3 protein-coding genes are annotated in these 3,369 nt (G+C 68.6%); 2 read left to right on the top strand and 1 reads right to left on the bottom strand.

Annotated elements, in window-relative coordinates; translation table 11 throughout:
* Positions 1-1,563: MFS transporter (locus tag ACFWF3_RS29295; RefSeq protein ID WP_379316817.1), on the top strand; the 1,563-nt coding region annotated here is incomplete at its 5' end.
* Positions 1,564-1,694: 131 nt separating this feature from the next.
* Here ACFWF3_RS29295 and ACFWF3_RS29290 read toward each other — a convergent pair.
* Positions 1,695-2,315 (bottom strand): maleylpyruvate isomerase family mycothiol-dependent enzyme, encoded by a 621-nt coding sequence (locus tag ACFWF3_RS29290; protein ID WP_379316815.1) that lies wholly within the window; start codon positions 2,313-2,315, stop codon positions 1,695-1,697.
* A gap of 70 nt (positions 2,316-2,385) precedes the next feature.
* Here ACFWF3_RS29290 and ACFWF3_RS29285 point away from each other — a divergent pair, with 70 nt between their 5' ends.
* The gene (locus tag ACFWF3_RS29285; RefSeq protein WP_379316813.1) at positions 2,386-3,291 is read left to right on the top strand and encodes a MerR family transcriptional regulator; all 906 of its coding nucleotides are present in this window, start codon (positions 2,386-2,388) and stop codon (positions 3,289-3,291) included.
* Positions 3,292-3,369 lie beyond the last annotated feature (78 nt).

Genomic DNA, 3,369 nt, shown 5'->3' with positions numbered 1-3,369 from the left:
GATGTCCCCGAGCGGGCAGGTACCCGCCAATGGCTGGGACTCGCGGTCCTGCTCCTGCCGACAGTCCTGCTGTTCCTGACCATGACCGTGTTGTTCCTCGCTACCCCGTATATCGCCGCCGATCTGTCGCCGAGCAGCGGTCAGCTGCTGTGGATCAACGACATCTACGGTTTCGTGATGGCCGGTTTCCTCGTCACCATGGGCACCCTCGGTGACCGGCTCGGCCGTCGCCGACTGCTGCTGGCCGGGGCCGTGCTGTTCGGCGCCGCCTCGATCCTGGCCGCGTTCGCGCCGGGCCCGGAACTGCTGATCGCCGCCCGAGCGGTGATGGGCTTCGGTGCGGCTGCCGTCATGCCCGCCACGTTGTCGCTGATCACGACCATGTTCCGGGACGACAGGCAGCGCGCCACCGCCATCGGTCTCTGGGCCGCGTCGGTGTCGGCGGGTGTGGCGCTCGGGCCGCTGCTGGGTGGTCTGATGCTCGCTTCGCTGTGGTGGGGTGCGTCGATGCTCATCGGTGTGCCGGTCATGCTGGTCGTCGTTGCCGCGGTACCGGTGCTGATTCCCGAATACCGTGCGCCGAGCGCGGGTCGACTCGATCCGATCAGTGTCGCGTTGTCGCTGGCCGCGCTGCTGCCGTTCGTCTACGGCGTGAAGAAGCTGGCCGAGACCGGATTCGCCGCCGAATCGCTGCTCACGCTGCTCGCCGGTGTGGTGTTCGCGGTGGTCTTCGTCCGCAGGCAGCTGCGCCTGGCCGATCCGCTGCTCGACGTGCGACTGTTCGCGAATCGCACGTTCAGTGGGTCGCTCGGCGTGTACATGCTGGCCGCCGTCGCCCTGGGCGGGGTATACCTGCTGTTCACCCAGTACTTGCAGTTGGTCGCGGCCCAGTCGCCGCTGCAGGCGGGGCTGTGGATTCTGCCCGCCGCCATCGGCCTGGTCATCGTTTCCACCGTCACCCCCGCGCTCGCTCGCCGCATTCGTCCCGCCTCTCTCATCGCCGCGGGCCTGGCGGTCTCGGCGGTCGGCTACCTGGTGCTCACCCAGGTCGGTAGCGTTGCCGGGCTACCGCTGCTCATCGTGGGTTTCTACGTCCTCTACCCGGGCATCGCCCCGGCGATGGCACTGATCCCGGGCCTGGTCATCGGTGCGGCCCCGGCGGAGAAGGCAGGCGCGGCCTCGGCCGTGAACAGCACTGCCAGCGACCTGGGCGTGGCATTGGGCGTCGCGCTGCTCGGCAGCGTGGGCGCGGCCATCTACCGCGCCGACATGTCCGAGGCGGAGGGAGCCGCCTCGGAAACCCTTCCGGCAGCGCTGAGTTCGGCCGAGTCGCTGCCCGCCGACCTCGCCGATTCGCTCGTACTGGCTGCTCGGGAAGCATTCACCAGCGGACTGAACGCCGCCGCGTGGACCGCTGCTGTGCTCTCGGCCGCCGGTGCGGTGCTGGCGGTGGCGTTGCTGCGCCGGATCCCGGCCGGGGCGACCTCGGTGCCGGACAATGTGGAGACAAAGGAGGTTTCGGCGGCAGGCGGTGTCGCCGAGCGACCCACCGTCGCTGTCTGACGGTCGCGCGATCTCGTCGACCGAGAGCGATCCGCAGCCCCAGTTCGCCGGGTGCTGCGGATCGCTGTATCCACTGCCCTGCAGAGTATTACGTGAAATCTGTCGGGGATTGCGGAGTTGCGCGTCGGCGGTTACCGCCGGTCGACTCGTTCATCGGGGGAGGTGCGGCCGGTGACCATCATCAGTAGTTCTGCCGCCGTGCCGGTGATCGGTGCGCCGTTGCCCGCGGTCCAGGAGCTGTCGGTGGCTCGCAACGAGTATCCGGCCAGCCGATTCTGCGCGTGGAAAGGGGCGCCCATCGTCCATACTCGGTCCAGTGCGAGTTGCGCAGGCGCAGGTGGCATCACCCGGTCGATGCCGAGCGGGACGGCGATGTCCTGCCCGTGCACCAGCAGATCCATCAGCCGATCGACCGGTGTGGTGCCGATCGGGATGGCCCTGGAGTCGATCGTGGCGCGCAGTTCGGCGAGCAACTCGGCGGTCGGTGTCCGGTCGGCGTGCCGGACAGCGGTGTCATGGATGAGGCGGTCGGTGTTGCCGCGCGCGCGGATCAGGTTCACCAGCAAGGCCGCGACCGTGACGCGGGTGGCCAGCACCAGGTGCGCCACAACGTCCCGAATCCGCCACCCCTGGCACAGGGACGCGGTGTCCCACTCCGATGCGGGCAGGCCGCGCAGCAATTCGACCAGGGTGGTGCGTTCGTCGGCCACCGCCAGCCAGATCGTGTCGTTCCTCGTGTCCGGTCGGGTCATCGTCGGTTCTCCTTTGCGTCGGCGTCCTCGGTACCGTAGGAGTTCCACCGAGGTGGAGGTGCCAGCGAAAGTGACTCACATCACATATCTGACGATCGGCGAGCTCGCCACCAGGACCGGCGTCGCGGTGCGAACGGTCCGGTACTACTGCGACGCGGGCCTGCTGGACGCGGCGCGCACCCCCACCGGCCACCGAGTGTTCGAACCCGGCGCGATCGACCGGCTGGTGCTGCTACGCCGGCTGCGCTCCTTCGGCATCGGACTGGCGGCGATCGAGGATGTGCTCGACGGCACTCGCTCGCTCGCCGAGGTTATCGCGGCCGAACGCGTCGCCGTCGACGACGAACTCGACGCGTTGAATCGTCGTCGGGCGCTCCTGCGCGCCATCGAATCGGCCGCTCCCGACCGGCATGACGAACGCCTGAATCTGCTTGCCGCCGTAGTCGATCCGCGCGCGGCCCACGATGTCCTCGTCACGTTCTGGCGCCGCCAACTCACCCCGCTACCGGCCGCGGCCATCGACGGTTTCCTGAGCATGAACGTCCCCGAACTGGCACCCGGCGCCCACCCCGAACACCTCCTCGCCTACGCGGAACTGATTGCCGTGGCCTCGAATCCGGATATCGCCACCGCCGTGTACGACACCATCCGGCACCGCAGCACCCCCGGCATCCGCGACGAACGGCGCCTCCTGTTCGACGTAGCCGATGCCTGCGTCGCGGTCGCGCCCCTCGTCACCGCGGGCCACCCACCCCACTCCGGCCCTGAACTGGACCATTACGTCGCGATCCACGCCACCGCCCGCGACCGCCACGACACCCCGTCGTTCCGCCGTCAACTTCTCGTCGACGCCGCGGGCGCAGACCACCGAGTCCGCCGATACTGGCACCTCACAACAACTCTCACCGGCGAAACCGCCACCTCCGGCACCACCCAACTCTGGCTCTTCGACGCCCTGACCACGTCGGTGACGTGACAAGGGGAGGCCGGCGACAGACCGGCCTCCCCATGTCACGACGCAGAACTCAGGGAACGCTGTGTCTTATACACAAAA

Source organism: Nocardia sp. NPDC060220, assembly GCF_042727815.1.
In the GTDB taxonomy this organism is placed as follows: domain Bacteria; phylum Actinomycetota; class Actinomycetes; order Mycobacteriales; family Mycobacteriaceae; genus Nocardia.
The sequence above is the reverse complement of the archived record's forward strand: the minus strand, read 5'-3'. Positions and strand labels throughout refer to the sequence as shown.